Source organism: Nocardioides sp. NPDC000445, from assembly GCF_040300245.1.
Classification (GTDB): Bacteria; Actinomycetota; Actinomycetes; order Propionibacteriales; family Nocardioidaceae; genus Nocardioides.
In genome coordinates, this window is sequence record NZ_JBEPDH010000026.1 from 1 (window position 1) to 19,641 (window position 19,641).

At 71.4% G+C, this 19,641-nt stretch carries 15 protein-coding genes; 10 read left to right on the forward strand and 5 right to left on the reverse strand.

The genetic code is table 11. From position 1 onward, the window contains the following. Positions 1 to 151: 151 nt before the first annotated feature. Positions 152 to 2,869 carry a DEAD/DEAH box helicase family protein gene (locus ABT304_RS26925; RefSeq protein WP_350719943.1) on the forward strand — a complete coding sequence of 906 codons (2,718 nt, stop codon included), beginning with the start codon at positions 152 to 154 and terminating at the stop codon, positions 2,867 to 2,869. 105 nt (positions 2,870 to 2,974) lie between these two features. Beyond that, a complete protein-coding gene (locus ABT304_RS26930) occupies positions 2,975 to 3,754 on the forward strand; it encodes a class I SAM-dependent methyltransferase (RefSeq protein WP_350719945.1) in 780 nt (259 codons plus the stop codon). A gap of 147 nt (positions 3,755 to 3,901) precedes the next feature. Here the strand turns inward: ABT304_RS26930 and ABT304_RS26935 are convergent, their stop codons facing one another. Continuing rightward, positions 3,902 to 4,651 carry an SGNH/GDSL hydrolase family protein gene (locus tag ABT304_RS26935; RefSeq protein WP_350719947.1) on the reverse strand — a complete coding sequence of 250 codons (750 nt, stop codon included), beginning with the start codon at positions 4,649 to 4,651 and terminating at the stop codon, positions 3,902 to 3,904. 132 nt (positions 4,652 to 4,783) lie between these two features. Between ABT304_RS26935 and ABT304_RS26940 the strand changes: the two genes are divergently transcribed. Continuing rightward, a complete protein-coding gene (locus ABT304_RS26940; RefSeq protein ID WP_350719949.1) occupies positions 4,784 to 6,010 on the forward strand; it encodes a sensor histidine kinase in 1,227 nt (408 codons plus the stop codon). Further along, positions 6,007 to 6,666, forward strand: coding sequence for a response regulator (locus ABT304_RS26945; protein WP_350719951.1), 660 nt, complete (start codon positions 6,007 to 6,009; stop codon positions 6,664 to 6,666). Before ABT304_RS26940 ends, ABT304_RS26945 begins: the two co-directional genes overlap by 4 nt. Positions 6,667 to 6,678: 12 nt before the next feature. Here ABT304_RS26945 and ABT304_RS26950 read toward each other — a convergent pair whose 3' ends face one another. Then, positions 6,679 to 8,505: a flavin-containing monooxygenase gene (locus ABT304_RS26950; protein ID WP_350719953.1), complete on the reverse strand. Its 1,827-nt coding sequence runs from the start codon at positions 8,503 to 8,505 to the stop codon at positions 6,679 to 6,681. A gap of 106 nt (positions 8,506 to 8,611) precedes the next feature. Between ABT304_RS26950 and ABT304_RS26955 the strand changes: the two genes are divergently transcribed. The 4 genes from ABT304_RS26955 to ABT304_RS26970 all read left to right on the forward strand — a co-directional run bounded on the left by ABT304_RS26955 (position 8,612) and on the right by ABT304_RS26970 (position 13,813). After that, positions 8,612 to 9,796 (forward strand): GAF domain-containing protein, encoded by a 1,185-nt coding sequence (locus ABT304_RS26955; protein ID WP_160021976.1) that lies wholly within the window; start codon positions 8,612 to 8,614, stop codon positions 9,794 to 9,796. A 96-nt stretch (positions 9,797 to 9,892) separates the two neighbouring features. Further along, positions 9,893 to 10,474 carry a hypothetical protein gene (locus ABT304_RS26960; protein ID WP_350719955.1) on the forward strand — a complete coding sequence of 194 codons (582 nt, stop codon included), beginning with the start codon at positions 9,893 to 9,895 and terminating at the stop codon, positions 10,472 to 10,474. A 244-nt stretch (positions 10,475 to 10,718) separates the two neighbouring features. Next, positions 10,719 to 11,429 carry an ABC transporter ATP-binding protein gene (locus ABT304_RS26965; protein WP_160021978.1) on the forward strand — a complete coding sequence of 237 codons (711 nt, stop codon included), beginning with the start codon at positions 10,719 to 10,721 and terminating at the stop codon, positions 11,427 to 11,429. Further along, on the forward strand, positions 11,429 to 13,813 hold the full coding sequence (locus tag ABT304_RS26970; protein WP_350719957.1) for an ABC transporter permease: 2,385 nt from the start codon (positions 11,429 to 11,431) through the stop codon (positions 13,811 to 13,813). The genes ABT304_RS26965 and ABT304_RS26970 overlap by 1 nt, the downstream gene beginning before the upstream one ends. 33 nt (positions 13,814 to 13,846) lie before the next feature. Here ABT304_RS26970 and ABT304_RS26975 read toward each other — a convergent pair whose 3' ends face one another. Continuing rightward, on the reverse strand, positions 13,847 to 14,782 hold the full coding sequence (locus tag ABT304_RS26975; protein ID WP_350719959.1) for a TerC family protein: 936 nt from the start codon (positions 14,780 to 14,782) through the stop codon (positions 13,847 to 13,849). Between the two features lie 202 nt (positions 14,783 to 14,984). Between ABT304_RS26975 and ABT304_RS26980 the strand changes: the two genes are divergently transcribed. Then, a complete protein-coding gene (locus tag ABT304_RS26980; RefSeq protein ID WP_350719961.1) occupies positions 14,985 to 16,367 on the forward strand; it encodes an FAD-binding oxidoreductase in 1,383 nt (460 codons plus the stop codon). Positions 16,368 to 16,391: 24 nt separating this feature from the next. Then, positions 16,392 to 17,219 carry a DUF8832 domain-containing protein gene (locus tag ABT304_RS26985; protein WP_350719963.1) on the forward strand — a complete coding sequence of 276 codons (828 nt, stop codon included), beginning with the start codon at positions 16,392 to 16,394 and terminating at the stop codon, positions 17,217 to 17,219. Between the two features lie 3 nt (positions 17,220 to 17,222). Here ABT304_RS26985 and ABT304_RS26990 read toward each other — a convergent pair whose 3' ends face one another. Then, on the reverse strand, positions 17,223 to 18,926 hold the full coding sequence (locus ABT304_RS26990; RefSeq protein WP_350719965.1) for a copper resistance CopC/CopD family protein: 1,704 nt from the start codon (positions 18,924 to 18,926) through the stop codon (positions 17,223 to 17,225). Continuing rightward, positions 18,923 to 19,633, reverse strand: coding sequence for a YcnI family copper-binding membrane protein (locus ABT304_RS26995; RefSeq protein ID WP_350719967.1), 711 nt, complete (start codon positions 19,631 to 19,633; stop codon positions 18,923 to 18,925). The genes ABT304_RS26990 and ABT304_RS26995 overlap by 4 nt, the downstream gene beginning before the upstream one ends. Positions 19,634 to 19,641: the final 8 nt, after the last annotated feature.

The following is a 19,641-nucleotide window of genomic DNA, read 5'->3' on the forward strand; positions in this document are numbered from 1 at the left end:
TTTATTTTTTTTTTTTTTGTTGTGTGGTTTCCCGTCGGGGCCGTCCGTCTTGTCGTGCGGGGGGGGGGGGCGGGGGGGACCCCCCCCCCCCGACGTACCTGACGCCTCGGCCGGCGCGGGTGACGCCTCGGCGCTGGCTAGGCTTCGCTGAATGAAGCTCCGTGTCCATCAGCAGCGTGCGCTCTCCGCACTGAGCGCGGCGTGGGGTGCGGGGCGTTCGCGGGCGTGGGTGGTGCTGCCGCCCGGCGCCGGGAAGACGCTGGTCGGGCTGGAGACGGCACGCGAGGCGATCGCGGACGGGGCGAAGGTCGTCGTACTCAGCCCCAACACGGCCATCCAGGGGCAGTGGCTGCGCCAGGCGGCCGCGCTGGGACTTTCGGCGTCCTCGTCGCGGGATCTGGACGCGCCACTGACCTCGCTGACCTACCAGTCGGTCGCGGTCTTCGGTGACCCCGACGACGAGGCGGAGACCGGGGAGAGCCATCTGGCCAGGCTGCACGACAACGGCCGGGCGCTGGTCTCGGCGCTGCGTACGGCCGGGCCGCTGCTGCTCGTGCTGGACGAGTGCCACCACCTGCTCGAGGTCTGGGGCGAGCTGCTCGGCGAGATCCTCCTGCTGCTGCCGGACGCGCGGGTGCTGGGGCTGACCGCGACTCCACCCGAGGCGCTGACCAAGGAGGAGTCCGCGCTGGTCGGGCTGCTGTTCGGCGAGATCGTCTTCTCGACCTCGATCCCGGCCGTGGTGCGCGAGGGCGACCTGGCACCGTTCGCGGACCTGGTCTGGCTGACCGCGCCGACGCCGGGCGAGCGGGAGTGGCTGCGAGGGAGCGCGGAGCGGTTCGAGGAGCTGCTCACCGCGCTGACCTCGGCCGATCTGGGCAGCGTGCCGTTCCTGACCTGGCTGGACCGGCGGTTCGTGTCCCGGTCGGCGGGGGCTCCGTCCTGGGCCGAGCTCACGAAGGCGATGCCCGACGTGGCCACGGCGGCGCTGCGGGCCCACCATCGCGGGCTGCTCGCCCTGCCCGACGGGGCGAACCTGACCGAGGCGCACCGTCGCGATCCCTCGGCCGAGGACTGGGTGGCGCTGATCGGCGACTGGGTACGCGGACATCTGGCCGCCTCCGAGGCGGAGGCCGACCAGGAGGCGCTGGCCGCGATCAAGCAGGCGCTGCCGGCGGTCGGCTACTCGCTGACCCGGCGTGGCATCCGGGCCGGGCGCTCGCCCGTCGACCGGGTGCTGGCGCGCTCGGAGGCGAAGACGACGGCGACCGCGGCCATCGTGGACCACGAGCGTCTGGCCCACGGTGACTCCCTGCGGCTGCTGGTCGTCACCGACCACGAGCGGGCCTCGGCCACGCTGCCGATCGACCTGCGCGGCGTGATCGCCGAGCAGTCCGGCTCCGCGCGGGCGGTGCTCGCGACGCTGTGCGGGTCCCACGACGACGTCCTGCTGGTCACCGGCGCCACCGTCGCCGGACCCGCGGCGACCCTCGCCGCGCTGGTCGAGCACATCGCCGAGACCGACCCCGCTCTGGCCGAGGCTCTGGAGGTCGAGCCGGGGGAGGCGTACGCCACGCTCGTGGGGCGCTGGGGGAGTCGGCAGTGGGTCGGGCACGTGACCCGGTTCTTCGAGGCCGGTGGCTGTCGGGTGCTGGTCGGCACGCGCGGCCTGCTCGGGGAGGGCTGGGACGCCCGGTCGGTCACCGGGATCGTCGACCTCACCGCGGCCACGACCACGACCGCGGTCGTGCAGCTGCGCGGGCGGTCGCTGCGTACGGATCCGGAGCGGCCCGACAAGGTCGCGGTCAACTGGACGGTCGTCTGCGTCGAGGAGGAGCACCCGCGCGGCGACAACGACTGGAAGCGCCTGGTCCGCAAGCACACCGGCTTCTTCGGCGCCGACGAGGACGGTTCGGTCGTCGACGGCGTCGGCCACATCGACGAGACGTTCTCCCCGTACGCCGCCCCGCCGGAGTCCGACTTCGACACCGTCAACGCCCGCATGGTCGCCCGCTCGGAGGACCGCACGGCGATCCGGGAGCGGTGGCGGATCGGGGAGCCGTACGCCGACGTCGCCGGCCGCACCGTCAGGATCCGGCTCCGCCGGGCGGGTGCGCTGCGTGCGCCGTCGGGGGTCGTGCTCACGCCGCGGCCACCGGGATTCCGGCTGCTGGAGGGCCGGGTGCCGGAATGGCGACTGCCGGCGCCGGTCGTCCTCGTCTCCGCGGTTCTGCTGAGCTTCGGGCTGGCCCTCGCGCTCGCCTTCGGTGCCGCCGGCGGGGCCGCTGCGGTCGTCGGCGGCGCGGTCGGTGGGCTGTGGGCGCTGTGGGCCATGAACGTCTATCGGGACGGCACCCGGATCGCCTCCCAGCTGCGCCGGCGCCCCAGCGTCGGTGCGGTCGGGGCGGCGGTCGCGGACGCGCTGAAGACGACCGGACAGACCTCGGCCGGCGCCGACAGCCTCGAGATCGCCGTGGACAGCGACGGCAGCTACCGCCTCCACCTCTCCGGGGTGCCCGAGGGCGAGTCGGCACTCTTCGCCGCCTCGCTCGAGGAGGCGCTGGCGCCGATCGCCGCCCCCCGCTACCTCGTCTCGCGCCCGATCACGGGCGACCTGAGTGCCCTCGAGAGGCTGCGGCTGGGCGTCTCGGGCAGGCACGCCGCGAACGCCGAGGCCTGGCACGCGGTCCCCACCGCCCTCGGCCGTCGAGCCGCCGACGCGAAGTCGTTCCTCGCCGTCTGGGAACACTGGGTAGGCGGCTCCGGCCTGCTCTACACCGGCTCACCCGAAGGCGCCGGCGTCCTCGCCGCCCAACGCGGCGCCGACCCCTTCGACGTCACCGCCGTCATCCGCCGCCACTGGTCCTGACCCGAGACGGCACCTACGTCGGCCGAGACGGCACTTACGTCGGCCGAGACGTCAGTTATGGCAATCGAGTTGTCAGTTGTGGCGACGTACCGGAGTGTTGCCTGCGTGGACTCGGACCTTCGGCACCGGCACGCCGCATCCTTCGGCGCGGCAGCGAATGCGTATGCCGCCCATCGTCCCGACTACGCGCACGACGCGATCCGGTGGGCGCTCGAGCCGGCGCCGGGGCCACGGGTGCTCGACCTCGGCGCCGGCACCGGGAAGCTGACCGCGACCCTGGCGGCGATGGGTACGGACGTCACGGCCGTCGAGCCCGACCAGGCGATGCTGGCGGAGCTGCGAAGGAGCCTGCCCGAGGTCGCGGCGCTGTCGGGCAACGCCGAGTCGATCCCGCTCCCGGACAGCTCCGTCGACGCGGTCCTCGCCGGTAACGCGATGCACTGGTTCGACATGGCCGTCGCCGGCCCCGAGATCGCCAGGGTGCTCGCGCCGGGCGGGGTGCTCGCCGGTCTGTGGAACACCGTCGACGACAGTGTCGACTGGGTCGCCGGGCTGGCGAGGGCCAGCGGCCCCGCGGCGATCGGGCAACGCGACACCCCGGCGAGCTGGCGTACGGAGACAGCGACCCTGCACCTGCCGACGACGGACGCGCCGGTCCACTTCGGCTCCCCGGAACAGGCCGGTTTCCAGCACGGGCAGCGCCGCACCGCCGACTCGCTCGTCGCGACGCTCGGCACCCGCGCCGGGATGCTGGTCATGCCGGACGAGGAACGGGAGGCCAACCTCGCCCGGATCCGGGGCTACCTCACCACCAGGCCGGAGACCTCGGCCGGCGAGTTCACTCTGCCGATGGTCACCTGCGTGCTCCGCGTACGACACCTCTGACCACTCGGCCCCAGCGAGGCGTCGCTCCCGTCGGCCGAGGCGTCACTCGCGCTGGCCGAGTTGGCACATCATGCCCACTCGGCCGACGTACGTGACGCTTCGACCGACCGACGTGACGCCTCGGCCGACGTAGCTGACGCTTCGGCGTCAGTTGGGGATCGGGGTCCAGGTGGGGAACTTGGCGGTGCGACCGTCGCCGGAGGATCGGCCGGTGAGGCGGCGGTGGATCCAAGGGCCGACGAACTCGCGGTAGTAGGCCAGGCCCTTCTTGCCCGCGGCGGCCTCGAAGTCGAGGTCCCACCAGCCCTCGGGGACCTCGACGCCGAGCGAGTCGAGGACGCGGGCGGCGACGCGGTGGTGGCCGCGGGCGTTCATGTGGAGGCGGTCCTCGGACCAGAAGCGGCCGTCGGTGAGGGTGGTGTCGGGCCAGTTGTAGGCCCGTACGACGTCGTCGCGATGGGCGATCCGCTGCTCGACCAGGCCGACGAGCTCGTCGCCGCGACGCTGGAAGACCTTGCCGAGCGGGAGCCGGGCCGAGGGGTTGGCGCCGGAGAGCAGGATCAGCTTGATCCCGTGGGCGTCGCAGGCCTCGAGCACGGGATGGAGGAAGTCGGCGATCGCGTTCGCGTCGGCCTTCGGGCGGAGCATGTCGTTCCCGCCGCCGTTGAAGGAGAGGTGGGTCGGCTTGAGCGCGAGCGCGGCGGGGAGCTGCTCCTCGACGATCGGGCGGATCAGGCGCCCACGGATCGCGAGGTTGGCATACTCCACCCGGACGCCCGAAGCGGCCCAGCCCTGGGCGACCAGATCGGCCCAGCCGCGTACGTGACCATCAGGAGTCTCGTCGCCGACTCCCTCCGTGAACGAGTCACCGATCGCGACGTAGCGCACTGCCTCCACGAGCCCTCCCAAGCACCATCAAGCGGCGAGTATCCATCGCCAGCCTCTGGATTCTAGTCCGCCCCGGGTCTGAGGAGCACATCCGTCCCCGGGCTGACGTCGTGGCCGCCTCGGCTCCTCTACGGTGGGTGCGTGGAGGAGTTGGTACGGCCCTGGCGGCTCGGCCCGCGTGGGCGATGGTGGTTCGACGTACTGCTCGCGGGGACCCTGTTCCTGATCATCCCGTTCTACGCGGTCCAGGCGCTGCTCAGCGGCGGCGCGGCCCAGGACGTGTCCAGCGTCAACCACGTCGCCGACCTGGTGCTCGTGGTGATCCAGCTGGTGCCGTTGCTGTGGCGCCGCCGGCACCCGGTGATCGTCTACGCCATCGTCGCCGGAGCCTGCGGGCTCCAGGTGCTCCTGCTCGACTATCCGCTCGTCTCCCAGGTCTCCTTCCCGATCGCGGTCTACTCGGTGGCGCGCTACGCCCGGCCGCGCTGGGGCCTGGCCGCGCTCGCGGTGGGCCTGTTCGGGTCTGTCCTCGGCGCCTACGACTGGCTGGGCGCCGTCGATGCCGCCTCCAACGGCCCGGCCCAGGACGAGATCAACTGGAGCACCTACGTCCCGGTCGTGCTCTCGCTCGCCACCTTCCCCGTGGCCGCCTGGGCACTGGGAGCGCTGGCGCGCACAAGAACGGCGTACGTCGACTCGCTGATCCAGCGCAACGAGCAGCTGCGCCGCGAGGCCGAGCAGCGTGCCGAGCTCGGAGCGACCCAGGAGCGGGCGCGGATCGCGCGCGAGATGCACGACGTGGTCGCCCACGGACTGAGCGTGATCGTGGTCCAGGCAGACGGCGCGCGCTATGCCGCCGAGCAGGACCCGGCCCTCGCCCCGAAGGCACTGGAGACCGTCGCGCAGACCGCCCGGGAGGCGCTGACCGAGATGCGGCAGCTGCTCGGTCTGCTGCGCGACGGGGACACGCTGACCCGTCCGCAGCCACGGCTGGGCGACATCGCGACCCTCGTCGAGGAGACCCGGGCCGGCGGCATGGAGCTCGCCGCGAACCTTCCCGAGCCCGGTCTCGCCGTGCCCGAGGGCGTCGCGCTGACCGCCTACCGAGTGGTGCAGGAGTCGCTCAGCAACGTACGTAAGCACGCCGGTCCGGGCGCCGCGGCCAGAGTCACCGTGACCGCCGACGACGGCGGTCTCGCGATCGAGGTCACCGACAACGGCCGCGGCGCAGCCGCGGACGCCACCGCGCAGCCGGGCGGCCTCGGCCTCGTCGGGATGCGCGAGCGCATCTCCGCCCACGATGGAACACTCGAGACCGGCCCCGCATCCGGCGGTGGCTTCCGTGTCTACGCAAGACTCCCGCTATGACGATCCGTGTCTTTCTCGTCGACGACCAGGAGCTCGTCCGTGCCGGCTTCCGGATGCTCATCGACTCCCAGCCCGACCTGAGCGTCGTCGGCGAGGCGGGCGACGGCCAGGAGGCCGTCGCCGCGCTGGGCCGGACCGAGGCCGACGTGGTCCTGATGGACGTACGCATGCCCCGCATGGACGGCGTCGAGGCGACCGGTCTGGTCGCCGGCCGCCAGGGCGCACCCCGGGTGATCGTGCTGACCACCTTCGACCTGGACGAGTACGCCTTCGCCGCCATCCGGGCGGGCGCCGCTGCTTTCCTGCTCAAGGACGCCCGCCCCGAGGACCTGCTGACCGCGATCCGCACCGTGCACGCCGGCGACTCGGTCGTCGCGCCGAGCACCACCCGGCGCCTGCTGGAGCACTTCGCCGCCTCCGCGCCCGCGACCGCCGGGCCGTCGGTCGAGGGGCGGCTGGAGGCGCTGACCGAGCGTGAGCGCGAGGTGCTCACGCTGGTCGGCCGCGGCCTGTCCAACACCGAGATCGCCGAGACCTTCGTGGTCGCCGAGGCCACCGTGAAGACCCACGTCGGCCGGCTGCTGGCCAAGACCGGCTCTCGTGACCGCGTCCAGCTCGTGGTGCTGGCCTACGAGACCGGCCTGGTCGGCCGCTGACTCCGGAGAGTCTTAGGCGAGGTGATGCACCGGCGCCAGGTTGTAGACCGGCGTCTCGATCCCCTCGAACCGGGCCTTGAGCTGCAGCGCGAGATAGAGCGAGTAGTGGCGCGACTGGTGCAGGTTGCCGCCGTGGAACCACAGCGCCTCCTGCTGGGTCGGCTTCCACATGTTGCGCTGCTCGCCCTCCCACGGCCCCGGGTCCTTGGTGGTGTCGGAGCCGAGACCCCAGCACTTGCCGACGCGGTCGGCGACCTCCTGGCTGATCAGGTCGGCGGCCCAGCCGTTCATGGAGCCGTAGCCGGTGGCGTACACGACCAGGTCCGCCGGCAGCGACGTCCCGTCCTCGAGCACGACGGCCGACGAGGTCAGATGGGAGACCTGGCCGTGAGCGAGCTTGACCGACCCGTCGGCGACCAGCTCGGCAGAGCCCACGTCGATGTAGTAACCCGAGCCGCGGCGCAGGTACTTCATGAACAGCCCCGAGCCGTCGTCGCCCCAGTCGTGCCGGAAGCCTGCCTTCTCCAGACGCTGGTAGAAGTCGGCGTCGCGCTCAGCCATCTGCTCATACAGAGGAATCTGGAACTCGTGCATGATCCGGTAGGGGAGCGAGGCGAAGACCAGGTCGGCCTTCTCCGTGGTCATCCCGGAGGCGACCGCACGCTCGGAGTAGAGGTCGCCGAGCCCGATGTCCATCAGCGTGTCGCTCTTCACGATGTGGGTCGAGGACCGCTGCACCATCGTCACGTCGGCACCGTGCTCGAACAGCGCCCCGCAGATGTCGAAGGCGGAGTTGTTCGACCCGATCACGACACACCGCTTGCCCTCGTACGCATCCGGCCCCGGGTGCTTGGAGGAGTGGTGCTGCTCGCCCTCGAAGATGTCCATGCCCGGCAGGTCGGGGATGTTCGGCTTGCCGGACATCCCGGTGGCCAGGATGAGCTGCTTCGGGTGCAGCGTGATCTCCTCCCCGCCGCGCGAGACGGTGACCGTCCACTCCCCGGCCTCCTCCGAGTAGGAGGCGCTGGTGGCCGTGGTCGAGGACCAGTACGGCACCTCCATCACCTTGACGTAGGACTCCAGCCAGTCGCCGATCTTGTCCTTGGGCGCGAAGACCGGCCAGTTGTCGGGGAACTTCAGATAGGGCAGGTGGTCGTACCAGACCGGGTCGTGCAGGCACAGCGACTTGTAGCGGCCGCGCCACTGGTCACCGGGCCGCTCGTAGCGGTCGATGACGAGCGACGGCACCCCGAGCTGGCGCAGCCGCGCCCCGAGCGCGATCCCGCCCTGCCCGCCACCGATGACCACCGCGTACGGCTGCTCGGTCAGGCCCAGCGTCTCCGCCTCGGCCTGCCGCTTCTCCGCCCAGGTCACCCGGTCCCGGTTGACGCCGTGCTCGGCACCCCTCGGGCGACGTACGCCGCGGGGCTCCTCGTGTCCCTTGAGCTCGTAGAGCGTGGTCAGGAACGTCCACGCCTTCGCGCGGTCGTCCTCGACCTTGAGGCGCAGCAGCCCGCGGCCGCGACCGATCGCGGTCTCGAAGGTGAACCACGCGGTGGTCACCCCGTCCGCGGTCGCCTCCGGCTCCTCGAGCGCGAAGCCGGAGGGGTCGACGCGCTCCAGCGTGGCCGAGAGCAGGTCGGCAACCCCGGTCGGGTCCTCGACGGTGGTGATGTTCCAGGAGAACGCGACCAGGTCGCGCCAGAAGCTCTTCGTGGCGAAGAGGCCAGCGGCCCGGGGGATGTCGCGCTCCTTCAGGGCGGCCTCGAAGTCGGCGAGCCAGGTCTGCGCCGGGCCGCTCTGGACGGCCGCGGGAGTGGGTTCGAGTGTCTGGGTCATGCCCCCAGCACACCGCCGCGCGGGCGGAGGAGAAAGGGTTGCAGCCGATTGCATGTGGCGCCGGTCACAGCGAACACCTACCCTCGGAGGCGGAGGTGGACGCCAGATGACAGTGACCGGAGCAGTCCCGGCGGGAGCAGACCTGCCGCGCCTCGCCCGTGATCTCGTACGCGTCCACGACGCCGTCCTGTCCGGCACCCGCCCACCCAGCACGCCCCGGATCCTGGTCGAGCGCTCCTGGCGCCGCGTGATGAGCATGGGCCTGGAGCCCGGCAGCAGCAACGGCAGGCGTACGCCGTCGGCAGCCGAGTGCGCGGCCAGGAGAGCGCGCTCGCCGCTGGCGATGGTGATCGACGACCTGAAGGCGGTGCTGACCTCGGCCGCGGATGCGGCGACGTACCTGATGGTGGTCACCGACGCCGAGGGCGTGGTGCTGTGGCGGGCGGGCTCGGCCCGGGTCCTCAAGATCGCCGACCAGCTCGGTTTCGTCGAGGGCGCGCTGTGGACCGAGCGCGCGGTCGGCACCAACGCCATCGGCACCGCGCTGGCCGAGGCAGCACCGGTCGAGCTCTTCAGCGCGGAGCACTTCGAGCAGGCCCAGCATCCCTGGTACTGCACGGCGGCCCCGATCCACGATCCCCGCACCGGAGCCCTGCTCGGCGTCGTCGACGTCAGCGGCCCGGCCCTGACCTTGCACCCTGCGATCGGCGCCTTGGTCGAGAGCGCGGTGCGCCTGGCCGAGATGAGCCTGTGGCGCCGCCACCAGGAGTGGCTCGAGCGGCTGCGCCGGGAGACCGACCACGTCGTCTCCGGCGTCGAGGGTCCGCTGCTGGTCGTCGACGACGACGGCTGGGTCGCCCACCACGCCGGGATGGCCGCCCGCGACCGGATCGCAGCGCCCCGGCAGGACAAGATGCTGACCGTCCCGGGACTGGGGCTGTGCCTGCCCGAGCGGGTCGGCGAGCGCGGCTGGCTGGTCCGGCCGACCTCCTCCGGCTCCTCCGGCACCCTGACGGCCCGGCTCGACCCCGACGGGACCCTCGAGGTCGTCTCGGAGTCAGGCCGGTGGCGCACCACCCTGACCCGGCGCCATGTCGAGATCCTCACCCTCGTCGACCGGGCCGGCCCCACCGGGCTCACCGCCCGCGGGCTCAGCGAGGCCGTCTTCGGCGACGCCGAGCACATCGTCACCGTCCGCGCCGAGGTCTCCCGGCTGCGCCGCTCGATCGGTGCGCTGGTCGCGACCAACCCCTACCGGCTGGCCGACGGGGTGACCCTCACCCGGGGATGACCGTGCTCCACCGGGCGAGACCGCCAACCGTCGTCGAATGTCGGCATCGGTGTGCCTGCCGACGATTCTCGGCACGTCAGGGGACAATCCCGTCCGGTGAGCACCGATCATCCGGACTATGCCCTTCACGCTTGGGTGGACGAATCCATCCATGTGAGTGCAGGCTTCTACATGATCGCCGCGGCGATCGCCGATGTAGCCCAGATCGAGTCTCACCGCGACTTCGTGCGAGCGATCGCCCCCTCACCGCGTCGGCGGATCCACTGGCGCGAAGAGGAGGACAAGGATCGACTTCGGATCGCCGAAGCGTTCGGGCAACTCGACCTTGCGCATACGGTCGTCGTTGCCAGCCCGATCGATCCTAGAAAGCAAGAACGTGCACGCCGCAAATGCTTCGAGCGCCTTCTCCCCGAGTTGGCCGGCATCGGCGTCACGCATGCCTGGCTGGAGACTCGGACCACCGTGCTCAACGGTAGGGATCGCGCCATGGTTGCTGCGATGCGCGGCTCCGGGGCCTTGACAGGATCCTTGCGCGTCGAGTTCGGGGATCCCGAGATCGAGCCTCTGCTCTGGATCCCCGATGTCATCGCCGGGGCTCTCGGAGCGGCCCGTCGCGGACTGCCTAGGTACCGTGACGCTCTTGCGATCGCTATCGACGAGATCGAAGTCTGTCTGTAGCCGCTGAAAAGCGCGAAACCCGGGTCCCGTACTGCGGCGGTATCCCGGGTTCACTTCCTCGCACCCCTCAGGGGGAGGCTTCATCCATTACCTTACAGGTTGGGCCTGCAATGCGCACGCAGCTCCACACGCCGCTCTGAGGGAAGACCCTGAGCCGACCCTTGCCGATCCACCCCCGGTCGTACGCCGGGATCAGCCTCCAGCCCGATGCGGGCTGACGCGTCGCGACGAGAGGCTCGGTGGCATGACACAGACCTCTGTTCCCACGATGACGGCCGCTGCCCGAGCGGTGGGCCTGACCAAGACCTACGGCAAGGGTGCGACCGAGGTGCACGCCCTGCGCGGGGTCGACCTGGAGATCCGCAGCGGCGCATTCACCGCGATCATGGGCCCGAGCGGCTCGGGCAAGTCGACGCTGATGCACTGCCTGGCCGGCCTCGACCGTCCCACCGGCGGTGAGGTGACGGTCGCGGGCCAGCCCCTGCAGAACCTCAACGACGACCAGCTGACCATCTTCCGGCGGGAGAACATCGGCTTCGTCTTCCAGGCGTTCAACCTGCTGCCGATGCTCACCGCCGGGCAGAACATCCAGCTGCCCCTGGAGCTGGCCGGCAAGCGGGTGACCGACGAGACCCGCGCGCGGGCGCAGATGATCGCCGACACCCTCGGCATCGGGCAGCGCCTGGGCCACAAGCCCTCCGAGCTCTCCGGCGGCCAGCAGCAGCGCGTGGCCATCGCCCGTGCGCTGGTCACCCAGCCCGCGATCCTCTTCGCCGACGAGCCCACCGGAAACCTCGACTCGGAGACCTCGGCCGAGGTGCTCGACCACCTGCGCCGCAGCGTGCGCGAGCTGGGTCAGACCGTGGTCATGGTGACCCACGAGGCCTCCGCCGCGGCGTACGCCGACGAGATCGTCACTGTGAAGGACGGCCACATCGAAGGGGTGACGCGCTGATGCGGACGGTGCTGTTCGCATCCCTGCGGACATACGCACGCCGGTACGCCGCGGCAGTCGTGGCGGTCGTCGCCGCGGTCGCGCTGATCGTGGTGACCAACGCCCTCACCTCGGCGACGAAGTCGGGCCTGTTCGCGGGCATCGACGCGCCGTTCCGCAACGCGGTCGGGGCGGTCGACCTCCCGTCCGAGGAGGTCACCCAGAAGTACGTCGAGAAGGGCGGCTGGGCGCTGGCCGCCTCGACGCAGCCGGTCCGCACCGACGAGACCATGCTCGGTCAGGACATCATGGTCGGCGCGGTCTCGACCGAGAAGCGCTGGCAGTGGCAGGACCTCGAGGAGGGCCGGTTCCCGACCCGCGCCGGCGAGGCCGTGGTCGACGCCAACGCCGCCAAGACCAACAAGGTCGCCATCGGCGACACGCTGAAGGTCGGCAGCGGGAAGACCGCGATCGAGACGACCGTCGTCGGTCTGGTGGATGCCCCGTCGATGTGGTCCTCGCCGGTCTACGTCACCTGGCCCGAGATGGAGGGCTGGGAGAACCAGTACGTCCAAGCCGTCATGACCGCGGGGACGGGTGCCGAGGCCGACAAGTGGCTGAGCACCGACGACTACCTCGTCGAGCTGCAGACCCAGCTCAACAAGGAGGTCAACATCGTGGCGTACATGATCCTGATCTTCGCCTTCATCGCGCTGTTCGTCTCCGTGCTGGTCATCACCAACACCTTCTCGATCCTGTTCGCCCAGCGGATGCGCGACTTCGCGCTGCTGCGGGCGATGGGCGCGACGAAGCGTCAGGTCCTGCGATCGGTACGCCGCGAGGCGCTCGCCCTCGGGCTCCTCGCCTCGTTGCTCGGCCTGGTGGTCGGTGTCCTGCTCGGCTGGGGGATCGTCGCGCTGGTGCGCCAGCTCGCCGAGACCGCGCCGCTGGGTGACGTCTCCTTCGAATGGCCGTGGCTCATGGGCGCCTTCGTCCTCGGCGTACTCACCACGCTGGTCGCCTCGTGGCTGCCGACGCGCCGGCTGATGCGGCTGAGCCCGCTGGCCGCGCTGCGGCCGCAGGAGGGCTTCGACGTACGCGGCGCCGGGCTGTTCCGGCTCGGCCTCGGTCTGGTCGTGGCGCTCGCCGGCATCGTGACGATCTTCGTGGCGGTGGGCTGGGACGACTCGCAGACCGGGATGCTGATCGTGCTGTTCGGCTGTGGGGTCACCTTCATCGGCGTGATGCTCCTCGGGCCCGCGCTCGTGCCGGGCCTGGTGAGGCTGGCCGGGTCGGCGCTGGCGCTGGTCGCCGGCTCCCCGGCGAAGCTCGCCGCGGCCAATGCCGGACGCAACCCGAAGCGCACCGCCGCCACCGCGGCGTCGCTGCTGGTCGGCGTCACCCTCACCACCGGCGTGCTGACCGGGATGGCGACCATCCGCGGCGCCACCCTGGACGAGATGGCCAAGCAGCACCCGATCGACATCGCGCTCCAGTCCGAGTCGAAGCCTCTGGAGGACTCGGTCCTCGGCGATGCGAAGTCGGTCCCGGGGGTCGCGGACGCGGTCGCCGTACCGGGAGCCATGGCGTCGGTGAAGGCCGACGGCAAGCCGGTGTCGCTGCCGGTCGTGGCGCCCCCGGCGGGTGACGTCCCGCTCCGGGACCTCACCGTGAAGCCCGGCACCATGGTGATCTCGCCGGTGGCCGCCTCGGCCTTCGTGAAGGACGAGTTCGAGGCTTCGGGGGAGAAGGTCACGCTGGCCGTCGGCGACCGGACCGCGACGGTGACCCTGGACGTACGCGAGGTCGACGGTGCCCCGCAGATCTCCGCGGCCACGCTGCGAACCCTGGTCGATGACCCGCAGACGTACGCCGTCTGGGTCCGTGCCGACGCCGACGCCGATCCGGAGGACCTGGCCGGTGCACTGGGGGCGATCGCTCCGGACGCCGAGCTCACCAACGGCAAGAGCCAGCGCGCCTGGGTCGAGCTTCAGCTGGACGTGTTCACCTGGGCGGTGATCGGGCTGCTGGCGGTCTCGGTGCTGATCGCGCTGGCCGGTATCGCCAACACCCTGGGCCTCTCGGTGCTCGAGCGTGGACGTGAGCACGCGCTGCTGCGGGCGCTGGGCCTGACCCGGCGCCAGCTGCGGCGGACGCTGGCCGCCGAGGCGGTGCTGCTCTCGGCCGTTGCGGCTCTCGTCGGCACCGCGCTGGGCGTCTTCTTCGCCTGGGGCGGCAGCGAGATCCTGGTCGGCGACACGCTCCCCGACGCCACCTTCGAGCTGCCGGTGTTGCAGCTGGCGGCGGTCGTCGTGGCCGCAGGCCTGGCCGGCCTGGTCTCCTGCGTGGCGCCGTCCAAGCGGGCCACCAAGGTCAACCCGGCGGAGGGACTCGCGCTGGACTGACCCTGGCTGGGCCGACTTCGGGACAACGCTCGATCAGACCTCCGCGTGCTCCTTCTTCTCCTCCTCCTCCGGAGAGGTGGAGCGCGCGGAGGCGATCAGGCTGGTGGTGACGGTGACGGCGAGGATGCCGACGATGATCACCAGGGAGAGCCAGGTCGGGACGACCGGGACGCTGTCCCAGAGGCCGTGGGCCCAGTGCAGGCCGAGCTTGACGCCGATGAAGGCTAGGATCGCGGCCAGACCGTAAGAGAGGTGGACCAGCTTGGACAGGGCACCCTCGAGCACGAAGTAGAGGGCCCGCAGGCCGAGCAGGGCGAACGCGTTGGTGGCGAAGACCAGGTAGGGGTCGCCGGTGATGCCGTAGACCGCCGGCACCGAGTCGACCGCGAAGACGATGTCGGTGGCGAAGATCGCGAGCACCACGATGGCCATCGGCTTCAGGCCGATCTTGCGGCCGATACGTACGGCCAGCATCTCCTCGGGGTCGACCTTCTGGTCGTGGCCCCGGAGCGCCTCGGTGAAGATCTTCGCGGCGGTGATCAGCAGGATCGCGCCGAAGATCAGGAAGACGATGTCCCACTGGGAGAGCGCGGCGGCGCCCAGCGCGATGAAGATGCCGCGCAGCACGAGCGCCCCGACGATGCCGAAGAGCAGCACCTTCTGCTGCAGGTGCCGTGGCACCGCGAAGGCGGCGAGCAGCAGCATGAACACGAACAGGTTGTCGACGCTGAGCGACTTCTCGACGATGTAGCCGGTGTAGTACTCGAAGCCGGTCTGGCTGCCATGGGCGTTCCAGACCCAGACGCCGAAGGCGAGCGGGAGCGCGATGTAGAAGGCCGACCAGCCGACGGCCTCCTTCATGGAGACGTCGTGGGGCTTGCGGGTCAGCACGAAGTCGAGGGCGATCAGCACCACGACGGCGGCGATGGTCACGGCCCACAGAGTGGGCGTGGCGATGGTATCGAGCATGCGGGTTCCTCAGGCGTGTCGATGAACGTCTGAGGTCTCCCTCACCCCGAGATCGGGGTGTCACTCCGGGACGGTGTCGGCACCGACGTACTGACCGGAATGAGCTTGGTGAGGTACTCCCCTCGAGGGAGAGCGTATCGGTAACGTTGAAGGGGTTGGCAATTGGCCGCCGGAGGAGTCGGTCAGGCGAGAGGATGTCAGGATGACGACGGAGTCACAGCTTTCCCTGGTCGATGATCTCGCCGCCGGCGTCTCCGAGGTGGTGACCGACGAGATCTCGCTGCTGGCGGCCTCGACCGACCGGTCCGGATCGGTCGCCGCCGGCCTGCCGCTGGCGGTGGTGAGGGCTCACAGCATCGCGGACGTCCAGGCGGCGATGCGGGTCGCCTCCGCGCACCGGGTGCCGGTGGTCCCGCGGGGCGCGGGCACCGGGCTGGCCGGGGGAGCGGTGGCCGGCACCGGCCACCTCGTCGTCGACCTGTCCGCGATGGACCGGATCCTCGAGCTCGACCCGGTCGACGAGATCGCGGTCGTCGAGCCCGGCGTGCTCAACGCCCGGCTGGACGCGGCGGCGGCCGAGGTGGGGCTGAGGTACGCACCCGACCCGGCCTCCGCGGCGATCTGCTCGATCGGCGGCAACGTCGCCACCAACGCCGGCGGGCTGCGGTGCGTGAAGTACGGCGTCACCCGGGAGGCGGTCCTCGGCCTCGACATCGTGCTCGCCGACGGCACCCTGATCCACACCGGCCGCCGCACCATGAAGGGCGTCGCGGGCCTCGACCTCACCGCGCTCTTCGTCGGCTCCGAAGGCACCCTGGGCATCGTGGTCGGCGCGACCCTGCGGCTCAAGCCACGGCCGGTGCTCACACTGACCGCGTCGGCGGCGTACGCCTCGGTGGCGGCGGCCGCTCGCGCCTGCGCCGAGATCGCCGCCGCGCGGCGGCTGCCGTCGATGCTGGAGTTCCTCGACCGCAGCTGCCTCGAGGCGGTCGACCGGTTCGCCGGGACGTCCTATGCCGAGCGCGGGGACGCGCTGGTGATCGCCCAGGCCGACGGGCCCGCGGCGGCGACGGAGATCGAGGCCATCGCGGCGATCCTCGGCAAGGAGGCGACCTGGATCGAGCAGGGCGTCGACGAGGAGTCCTCCGACCGGCTGGTCGAGACGCGTCGCCAGGTCCTGCCCGCGATCGAGGCGGAGGGCTCCTGGTTCATCGAGGACATCTGCGTGCCCCGGTCCCGGCTCGCCGAGGCGGTCGACCGGATCTCCGAGATCGCCGAGCGGCACGGCGTACGCACCTACACGCTCGCCCACGCCGGCGACGGCAACCTCCACCCGGTCATCGGCTGGGACCCGTCGCCCGACGATGTCCCCGGGGTGATGCCGCCGGCCGAGACCGCCGCGGGCGACGAGATCTTCGCCCTCGCCATCGAGCTCGGTGGCACCACGACCGGCGAGCACGGCGTCGGCCGGCTCAAGCAGAAATGGCTCGAGCCCGAGATCGGCGCCGACTCCATCGACCTGCAGCACCGGATCAAGGCCGCCCTGGACCCGCTCGGGATTCTCAATCCTGGTGTCGGGTTCTGACCAGCGCCATGGCACCCTTGGCCCGTGCGTGTCGGAATTGCTGCTGTCGTCCTGACCCTCGGCCTCGCGATCACCTTGATCGCCTGCGGCGGCGAACCGGAGGCGGCCGACCCCACCTCGACCCCGAGCGCGGCGACCGTCGTGACCGCCATCAAGGGCGCCGACGGCACCTCCGCGACCGCGGGCGGCTACACGATCGGTGACGTCAGCCTGCCCGCCGAGGCGGGCACGCCGGGGAAGGTGAGCTTCACGATCACCAAGGAGGGCGACCCGGTCACCGACTACATCGAGGAGCAGACCAAGGACCTCCACCTCTACGTCGTCCGTGACGACCTGGAGGTCTTCCGGCACCTGCACCCGACCCAAGGTGAGCCCGGGGAGTGGTCCGGCGACCTGACGCTGCCCGCGGGCGGCACCTACCGGGTGGTCGTCGAGTTCGCGGCCCGGACCCCCGACGGCAAGGGGGAGCAGGCGATGCTCGGCACGACGGCGAAGGTCGCGGGAGCCTCCGAGGTGGACGTACCCGGCTCCGACGACGGCACCGTGATCGCTGCCCTGGAGGAGACCCCGAAGCCCGGGATCGACCAGGAGATCGGTGTCCTGATCTCCGACCCGGCCGGCAAGCCGGTCAACCTCGGCACCTACCTCGGGGTCTACGCGCACGTGACCGCGTTCAGCCGCGAGACGGGCGAGGTGATCCACCTGCACCCGCTCGGCGGCCCCGAGAACGGCGAGGACGGCACCCGCCTCGGCATCCACGTGAAGCCGCCGAAGGCGGGTGACTACGTCTTCTTCGTGCAGGTACGTGTCGACGGGATGATCCACACGCTCCGGCTCCCGGTCACCGTCTGAGAGTCATTGCCTGACGGAGAACTTCACCAGCGCCAGCGGGCTCTCGAACTCCCCCAGACGCAGTCCGACGGTCGCCTCCCAGACACCGCCCTTGGGCAGTACGACATCTGCCTCCCAGGTGCCGGCAGCGACCGTCTTCAGGGCCAGGCTGCCCAGGTCGACATCGCCTGACCTCAGCTTGGCGGTCGGGACCGCCGCCGCCTCGACGGGCTCGCCGGCCGCGTCCTGGATCTGCAGCCGGAGCACGTTCGGGCCCGGCCCGGACGGGGTCAGCGTCGCGTAGACCCGGTGGTCGTCGCCCAGCTCCGCGGCCTGGGTGTTGGTCTGTGCGACCGTGGCCGATCCGGTCCCGGGCGAGCCGCCCCCGGCCTGCGGCGGCTGGTCGACCAGGAAGCCGGTGACGCCGAGGACGACGACGAGCACGCCGGCCTCCATCAGCACGGCCCTGCGCAGCATGGAGCCGGCCTCGACGGTGTCGTCGTGGCCGGCCGCCTGACGGACGCGCGGGAGGACCAGCAGCCGGTTGCCGGCCGCCATCACCGCCACGGCGACGACCAGGGCGATCTTCGTCATCAGCAGGGTGCCGTACGTGCTGTTGAGCAGGTTGTCCCACGAGCCGAGGATCCGCCAGCCCATCAGCACGCCCGAGACCGCGAGGGCGGCCAGGGACACGGCGGCGAGGGTGGAGAAGCGGGTGACGATCTCGGCCGCGACCGTACCGCGCCGGGTGATCAGCGGCAGGGTCAGCGCGAGACCGACGAGGCCGCCGAGCCAGAGCGCCCCGGCGACGAGGTGGATGACGTCGGTGGCGGTGACCAGCCAGGCGGGTACGACCGCCCGGGAGTGGCCCACCAGCGCCGGGGAGCAGATCGCGACCAGCCCCGCGACCGCGGCGAGGCGGGGGCGTTCGCGCAGCGCGAGCGCGGCCGCGATGCCCACGATCCCCACCAGCGCGCTGAGCCACTCCTTGCCGACCGAGGCCGGCGACCAGGCATCGAAGGTGAGGATCGCCCCGGGTCCGCTCTCGCTCTGCAGCGCACCGCTGGCCGGGGCCAGCGCGACCAGCGCGACCACGGCGACCATGCCGGCCAGGATCTGCACCCGCTGGACCCGGGCGATGGCACGGTCGGGTACGCGGTGCTCACCGACGATCACCCCGCGGAACCAGACCAGGCCCACGACCAGCAACAACGCGGCGTACTGGAGGAACTGGAGCACCCCGTGGATCATCGCCGTCGCTCTGGACGGCTCTGTGGACGGAGGCGGGGCGACGCTGAGGCTCGGGGCGCCGACGGCGAAGGTCAGCGAGCCCGAGATCGGGTGACCGTCGGCCGACACCGCTCGCCAGGCGACGACGTAGGTGCCGTCGCCGAGGCTGCTCGCCTCCGCGAGCGCGACCTGCATCTCGGTGCCGCTCGCGGTCGCCTCGGAGGTGACCTCCTCGCCCTTGGCGTCGTAGACGGTCACGCCCGCCGGAGGCAGCGTCACAGCCTCGTCGAAGGTGAAGGTGATCGTCTCCGGCGCCTGGTCCAGGACCGCCCCCTCCTCGGGGTCGGTGCCGATCAGCGTCGCGTGCGCCTGGGCGGGGGAAGTGCTGAGCAGGACGGCGTACGCAGCGGCGGCGAGCACCACCAGCAGCCGCCCCAGGGCGCGCCGGCCCGGGCCTCGGTGGTCGAGGCCGGGCCGGCGCGTCAGGGGAGCACTCACGCCTTACGACGCCCCAGCGCGAGGGCGGTCGTGCCCGCGATCAGACCGAGGATGCCGGCGCCGGCACCAATGGCACCCCACACGTTGTTGCTGTCGCCCTCCTCGATCTCCGCAGCGGCCGGCTCGGCCTTCTCGGCCGACTCCTCGGCGTCGTGGCCGTGGCCGTCCTCGGACTCGGCGGCGGTGACCTCGAAGGAGGGCGCGGGGTTCTCCGGCTCCTCGGTGGCGCCCTCGGGAGCCTCCTCGACCCAGGCGGTCTCGCCCTTCACGCAGGTCTGGATGACCGGGAAGGCGAGCGTGCCCTCCTCCTCGGGCAGCTGCAGGGAGACCTCGAAGGCGTCGCGCTGACCGTCGGGCAGCGGCGTCTTGGCGGTGTAGACGACGGTGGCGTCGCGCTCGGTGAGCTTGTTGCCGTGGGCGTCCTCGATCGGCTCGGCGAGCTTCTCGGAGACGACCTTGACGTCGTAGAACGGCTGCCGCGTGGGCGTCACGTCGTTGATCCCCTCGGGGACCTGGATCGTGATCTGCTTGGTCGGCGAGCCTTCGCAGCCGTGGCCGTTGCTGAAGGTCAGCACGGTGTAGGCGCCGGCCGCCGTCTCGGTGGGGGTCACCGTGACGTGCGCGGAGGCCGGAGCGGCGACGAGGAAGATGACGGCCGCGGCAGCGGCAGCGGGCGCGCCGAGGCGCGCGAGGGTACGTCGAGACATGGTTGTTG